Source organism: uncultured Nostoc sp. (assembly GCF_964245445.1).
Taxonomy (GTDB): Bacteria; Cyanobacteriota; Cyanobacteriia; order Cyanobacteriales; family Nostocaceae; genus Nostoc.
The window spans coordinates 20,581-27,369 of sequence record NZ_CAXTNE010000084.1; the positions used below are offsets into that span (position 1 = coordinate 20,581).

Here is a 6,789-nt window from a genome sequence, read left to right on the forward strand (position 1 = left end):
TAAGTATTGATAATTTTTGGTGCAAATGTAACATTTAAATCATTACTTCCAAATATAAGTAAAATTTACCTACAAGTACTAATGAGTAAAATTATGGAGATAAATTCATTTTTAGGTAGCTATTTGCTCAAAAAATCGCTATTTTGATTCAAATAGTCAAATTTATCGGTATTGCCAAGAAAAAATACCGTTAATTTTCTAACTACAGTTTTTCAGTTAGTCAGCCTCTGGTAAATCTCTGCTTAATATTAGGTATAATTAAAAATCTCAAATCCAAAATCAATGGATCGACGGTCGTTTTTGCTAGGTACAAGCACACTGGCACTTTCACAACTGCTTTTTGGCTGTGGTGGAAACAAGCAGACGCAACTAAAAGTACAGTTATTAAAAGGTTCTATACCTGGTCAGGTAGTTAATCAGTTCCACAAAGGTTTGCAACAACAGGTGCAGTTAAAGTTTGCTCCAGTTGAGCAGATACAAGCTTTATTTCAACAATTACAAAATTGGCAGCAGAAACCAAAAGCCACTGATGAGCAGGGATGGAGACGCTTTATACCCTTTATGCAAGGTCAAAAAACAGCTGATGCAGACCTAGTGACATTGGGAGATTACTGGCTAAAAGCAGCTATTGAGCAAAAACTGATTCAACCACTCCAAGAGGTACAGGGAAACCAATTAAAGCAGTGGTCTGCTTTAGATCAAAGATGGAAACAACTGGTAACGCGCAACGACCAAGGTAACTTGGATATTCAAGGGAAGGTGTGGGGTGCGCCTTATCGGTGGGGTAGCACAGTGATTGTTTATAACCGTGACAAGTTGCAGAAATTGGGATGGACGCCCAAAGATTGGAGTGATTTGTGGCGAGATGGATTGCAGCAGCACGTTTCGCTACTCAATCAACCACGAGAAGTTATTGGTTTGGTCTTAAAGAAGCTAGGAAAATCTTATAATACAGAGAATATTGACCAAGTACCAGACTTGGAAAAGGAATTACAGACATTAAACCAACAGGTAAAGTTCTACAGTTCCAATAACTACTTAGAACCTCTAATTATGGGAGACACTTGGGTAGCGGTTGGTTGGTCAAGTGATGTACTGCCAGTTTTGGGACGTTATCCGCAACTTGGTGCAGTTATTCCCCAGTCAGGAACAGCAATCTGGGCAGACTTGTGGGTACGTCCCGCAGGTATTACTACTAAGAGCACTTTATCAGATCAATGGATTGACTTTTGTTGGCAACCAAGCACAGCTAAACAAATTTCGGTGTTGACCAAAAGTAATTCGCCAATTTCTACAAATCTGGTCGCTTCCGATATCCAAGAAGCATTGCGGAGCATTTTACAGAGCGATGTCTACGACGGGCTACGCCTACGCGAAGTTTTTGATAAAAGCGAATTTTTGCTTCCCTTACCCCCATCAGCAATAAAACAATACGAGTCTTTATTCGCCAAAATTAAAATTTAATTGAGGATTGGGCATAGGTGATTCTCCTGTTACCCTTGTGCCCTTCCCAACTCAGACGCGATTAATCGCGTCTCTACGCACTCCCTTTTTTCTACAAAGAACGCTCTAACCCTATCTTGTTCTTAACAGTTGTTTGGATACTGCATAAAGCTGGACTTGTACTAAAGTTGCAAGTGTAGGTTGCTAAAGGTTCTTTTTGATAATTAAATACCCGGACGTTGTAACCAAAGTTCCGTGCAGTGCTACCCAAGCGATTTACGAAATCGTAGCGCTGTACATAGTCTAGTAAGCTCCAAACTTGCTGATTCACGATCAAGTCTACTCTTGCAGGTTCTTTTCCAGAAGGTGGATATGCTATCCAATTATCCAATAGCTTTCTTTCAGAGTTTTGTTGTGCCCACCATAAACTAGGAACGGTTAATCGTTCTGGATTTATGGTGTTAGCTGTGATTACATAGTCTTTTGGCTTGGTTAATAAGTCTAGTTCCAGAGGGGCATTAGAAGGTGATGGGATTGGGGGGGTTTGCGCTAGCGAGGGCGGGACTAGTAAAGTGGTGAGGCTAATGGTTAGTAATAATGAAAGTGATCTCTGGTGTTGGCTGCGCCAACGCCTGCCGTAGGATGCCCAAAGGGCTGTAGGGCGAACGCACAATTTAGGTATATGCATAGCTGATACTAATTCGTAATTAAGGCAATAGTAAAAATTCGCACATTTTAATTAAAGTTTAATGGCAACGATGCGAATTCTTCGATAGTCTGCTATCCAAGTTCCTTGTTGATACAGTGTTGGCTTGAGATATTCCTCAACGACGCGAATTACTTGTATTTGTTGCTCACCAGAAAGCCCTGCTAAAAAACTGCAAGCGAACATCTGAATCCAGTTTGCCATACCTGCTTCTCCTTCTGCTAAAGGAGTTGGACGAGCAAAAAGCATGGCATGAATAACATCAAAGCCTTGGTGTTCTAGTAAGGTGGCGTACTCACCAATACTAGGAAAATACCAGGGGTTTAGGGCTTGTGTAGGGATATTAATTGCTTTTAAGGCGCTTTCTAAAGCTGTGGCGATCGCTTGCACATTTCCCTTACCCCCAAATTCTGCCACAAAACGACCTCCGGGTTTTAGGGATTGATGGATGGAGGCGATCACACTATCTGCTTCTTTCACCCAATGTAGTACAGCGTTGGAAAACACAGCATCCAAGGGCTTGTCTACTTGAAAGTTCCTAGCATCAGCAACATTAAAGCGGATATGGGGATAGTTTTCTCTGGCTTTTTCAATCATCTCAGGTGCAAAATCAACTCCCCTTACTTCAGCACCAGCTTGGGCAATTTTTTCTGTAAGTTGTCCCGTACCACAGCCAAGATCCAAAATGGATTCTCCTGGCTGAGGGTTGAGGAATTTTAGTAAGTCCTCACCATACTGCCAGACAAAGGCGTGTTTATCCTCATAAAGAGCAGCATCCCAAGAATTTTTAGGTATTGAAAGATTATTCATAAGTAGTGAAATTACAGTGTGTTGATTTGCCGATTGATGACCACCTGATCATCACAATAAAAAAGATTTTTAATTATGTCCAATATATATTTTCACCTTAACTAATATTTTAAAGATATGAGTTTAGGTAACAGATGGAACTACGACACTTGCGCTACTTTGTCACCTTGGCAGAGGAACTGCACTTTGGACGGGCGGCAAAACGATTACACATTGCCCAACCTCCCCTAAGTCAACAAATTCGGCAGCTAGAGGGAGAATTGGGTTTTGAACTGTTTTACCGCACGAAACGAAATGTGCAGTTAACAGAAGCGGGGCAAGTGTTTTTGGGTGAAGTTCAGCAAATTATGAGGCAATTACAACAGGCAATCCAAGTCGGGCGGCAAACCAGTCGGGGCGAAGTTGGACAGTTGGTAGTCGGCTTTGTCAGTTCTGCGGCGTATAATATTTTGCCAACTATTCTACGAACCTTTCGTAGTTGCGTTCCTGGTGTGAGCATCGAGTTGCATGAACTGACTACAGATCAGCAGTTAGAGTGGGGGAGCAACGCGAAAAAGTGAGATCGGGGTTTAGTTCTCAATTACACCTCTATATTCTCAACAAAACTTGGTTTTTTAGTTGCGATCGCATCCCGAAACAAGCTATATACGTCCCAGGTTGCAGCACCTCACAAAATCGCGTTGCTCCCTTAGAGTGGTTACGGGAAGGTCGAATGGATGTAGGATTATTGCATCCACCTGTTGAAGAAAATAGATTTAATTGCGAAACAATTTTTCAAGAGTCGCTGATGGTGGCACTACCTGAAGCACATTTGCTAGCGAGTCAATCTAATGTATGTTTGACATCCCTTGCCAATGAACCGTTTATTTTATTTCCCAGGATATTAGCACCAGGACTTTATGACTTAATCATTAGTCTCTGCCAGCAAGCAGGCTTTAGTCCCAAGGTTGCCCAAGAAGCTATCCAGATGCAAACGATTGTCAGCCTAGTAGCAGCTGAAATGGGTGTGGCGATCGTCCCAGCATCTTTGCAAAATTTGCAACGGATTGGGGTAGTTTATAAAACTTTACAAGAACCTACTCTAAAAGTAGCCATTGCAATGATTTGGCGAAACAATGAGACATCCCCAACTGTATTGAGGCTTGTGGAAATAGTTAAACAAGCTGCCCAGCAGTGGTGAATAGGGCAGCTTGCAATAATAATTATTATCGCAATGTAGACACTCCCATAGGGCCACGAGTTACGCCCAATTGATTTTGCAACTTCAACTCGCGCCATAGTTGGGAACCTGTAATCTCGCCTTGCAATAATTGACGATAGCGATGTATTGTTTTACTCACTTGTTCTGGGGTTTCATTGACAAACTCAATGCGAAATTGACGTAATCCCAGTTCTATGAGGCGCTGTACGTACTCGGATCCGGTTTGAGCAGTGCCGTTAAATACAGTATTGCGACAACCTACATCTGCTTTGAGGACGTGTTCGCTACCAACGCGATCGCGCAATTTCACTTCCTGCTTTTCACAAGGTCGTCCACAGTTAGTGTAGTCTGTACCCGTTGATAGAAAGGCACAAAATACACAATGCTCCATGTGAAACATCGGCATATGTTGATGGATTGTCACTTCAAACCACTGGGGTGGGCAACTGGTGAGCAGGTCTTGCAGTTGGGTAATATTCAGGTCATAGGATGCCGTCAGCCTTTCTAAACCAAAGTGTTGCTGAAAGTAGTCTGCTGTTAAGGGATTAGCAACGTTGAGCGAAAAATCTCCAATACAACGGTCTTGAGCAAAGAATTGCAATTGGTCATAGTTGCGTATCAGATAGCCATCTGCCTCACAGGCACGGACTTGCTGCAAAATCCAATTTTCCCCTGGTTTGGTAATTCGGGGAGATGCAACCCAGATAGTGGGGATTGGGGAGTGGGGAGTTGGGAGTGAAGAATTGTCTGCTTTGTTTTTTTGCTTTTGTTGGCGCACCATTTGCACGGCTTCTCGGTAGGCGCGGGGGTCTTCAAATTCACAATACAGTGTTTCAATACCGGCTTTGAGGGCGGCTTGGAGTTGCTTAAGGTTACGCACCAAGACTATGAGTGAGGGAGATGTAGCTTTAGCTTCCCGCAGGGTGGGAGATGAGGGAGATGAGGAGGGAAGTAAGTCTTGGAAAGAGACATCAGAACGTAATTGCCAGCGTTTGGGTTGACTTCGCAATTCTTCCAACTGTGCTACGATTTCCCGCCGCATCCGGTTCAATTCACTGACGGGCAGCATAATAGCACCACTGAGGTGGTTAGTTAGCGTTCCCAAACAAAAAGGTGTGTTACCGAGACGACCGAATTGTTCTTGTAAACGGTTTGTATCTAGGGGTTTGGTGTGCGCTTCAACCAGGGAAATTGCAGACTCTACTTGGACAATATTACCGAGTCGATCGCGAGCGATCGCAATCAACATCTGACCAACTTCTCCATAAACCTCCAAATCAATCGGACGTTGAAATTGGGGATTCTCACCTGCAAAACTCTGCCGCAATTGCTTATCTAATTCTGGATCGCTGGTTTTCCAAATGCGATCGCCTATATGCACTCGGCGCAGGTTCAAGTCATTTCGCCCAAATGTCAGCATGGTTTCTTTACCTTTGGACACCACAGCATAAACCCGGCCGCCTTCTTCCTTCGCCTCTGGATGACCGCAGTCAAATACAATTCCATCTCCTGGTTTTACAGGCGCTTCCAGTTTGACTGTTACCTGTTCGTTGTGAATGCGGTTGACTTCACCTAAATAAACCCCACGTTTTTTACCAAAGCGGGCGTGAACCAGTTCCTGATTATTAATCCCGCCAAACCAACCCGTGTAGAGTCCGCGAGAAAATGCCATTTCTAGGTTGTAGTGTTCTTGATCTGATTGACCTCTCCCCCAACCCCTCTCCGAAACGGAAAGGGGAGCTTTTATTCCCTCTTCCCTAGTAGGGAAGGGGGTTAGGGGGTTAGGTCTTTCCAATTCCGTCATCACGCCATCCAAAGCTTGCCGATAAACATGGGTAACATTAGCAACATACTCTGGGGCTTTCAAACGACCTTCAATCTTGAGACAAGTTACTCCTGATTTGACCAAATCTGGCAAAACATCTAATCCTGCTAGGTCTTGAGGACTGAGTAAATATTTGCGTTCTTTTAAATTTACAACTTCGCCATCAGCGATTAAATCGTAGGGCATCCGGCAAGCTTGGGCACATTCACCTCGGTTGGCTGAACGTCCGCCTAAAGCCTCGCTAGTCAAACACTGACCAGAATACGCCACGCACAAAGCGCCGTGAACAAAGACTTCCAAGGGCAGCGAAGTTTCTTGTTGGGCAATCTGCTGCTGAATTTTATTGATTTCCTGAAGAGAACATTCACGCGCCAACACTACCAATTGACAGCCGAGGGACTTGGCAAATTCCACTCCAGCCGCACTGGTGATGGTCATTTGGGTGGAAGCATGGATGGGAAAATCGGGCGACAGGTGACGGATGAGACGGCAAATTCCGACATCCTGGACAATCACCGCATCCACACCTGCGGCAATAATTGTGCGGAGATATTGCTGTGCTTCTGCTAGTTCTTTGGGAAATATTAGTGTGTTGACAGTGACATAACCCTTTACGCCGCGACGGTGGAGGAATGTCATTAATTGGGGTAAGTCTGCCTCAGTAAAGTTTTGTGCCCGCATTCTGGCGTTGAAGCGATCCAAACCGAAGTAAATCGCATCTGCCCCATTTTCCACAGCAGCTTTAGCACAGTCCCAATTACCTGCTGGCGCGAGTAGTTCAGGACGTTGAAGGGAGGGTTGGGA

5 protein-coding genes and 1 pseudogene are annotated in these 6,789 nt (G+C 44.1%); 3 read left to right on the forward strand and 3 right to left on the reverse strand.

The genetic code is table 11. The features are described from left to right. Positions 1-282: 282 nt before the first annotated feature. On the forward strand, positions 283-1,464 hold the full coding sequence (locus ACFE90_RS15965; protein WP_375502118.1) for an extracellular solute-binding protein: 1,182 nt from the start codon (positions 283-285) through the stop codon (positions 1,462-1,464). 91 nt (positions 1,465-1,555) lie between these two features. Here the strand turns inward: ACFE90_RS15965 and ACFE90_RS15970 are convergent, their stop codons facing one another. Further along, positions 1,556-2,131 (reverse strand): hypothetical protein, encoded by a 576-nt coding sequence (locus ACFE90_RS15970; protein ID WP_375502120.1) that lies wholly within the window; start codon positions 2,129-2,131, stop codon positions 1,556-1,558. Between the two features lie 51 nt (positions 2,132-2,182). Next, complete coding sequence (locus ACFE90_RS15975; RefSeq protein WP_375502122.1) at positions 2,183-2,959, reverse strand: methyltransferase domain-containing protein; 777 nt, start codon at positions 2,957-2,959, stop codon at positions 2,183-2,185. 134 nt (positions 2,960-3,093) lie between these two features. On the opposite strand from ACFE90_RS15975, the pseudogene ACFE90_RS15980 reads away from it, so the two are divergent. Both ACFE90_RS15980 and ACFE90_RS15985 read left to right on the forward strand, forming a co-directional pair. Next, positions 3,094-3,489 (forward strand): annotated as a pseudogene (locus tag ACFE90_RS15980) (LysR family transcriptional regulator); the annotation flags it as partial. 113 nt (positions 3,490-3,602) lie between these two features. Continuing rightward, positions 3,603-4,139 carry a LysR family substrate-binding domain-containing protein gene (locus ACFE90_RS15985; RefSeq protein ID WP_375502128.1) on the forward strand — a complete coding sequence of 179 codons (537 nt, stop codon included), beginning with the start codon at positions 3,603-3,605 and terminating at the stop codon, positions 4,137-4,139. A 25-nt stretch (positions 4,140-4,164) separates the two neighbouring features. On the opposite strand, the gene ACFE90_RS15990 is transcribed toward ACFE90_RS15985, so the two are convergent. Continuing rightward, positions 4,165-6,789, reverse strand: a 2,625-nt coding sequence (locus tag ACFE90_RS15990; RefSeq protein WP_375502124.1) for a DUF3656 domain-containing protein, incomplete at its 5' end; no start/stop codon positions are given.

Excerpts from the sequence above, each read along its gene's own strand:
- ACFE90_RS15965 (WP_375502118.1), top strand. The coding sequence starts at position 283 with ATGGATCGACGGTCGTTTTTGCTAGGTACAAGCACACTGGCACTTTCA.
- ACFE90_RS15970 (WP_375502120.1), bottom strand. The coding sequence starts at position 2,131 with ATGCATATACCTAAATTGTGCGTTCGCCCTACAGCCCTTTGGGCATCC.
- ACFE90_RS15975 (WP_375502122.1), bottom strand. The coding sequence starts at position 2,959 with ATGAATAATCTTTCAATACCTAAAAATTCTTGGGATGCTGCTCTTTAT.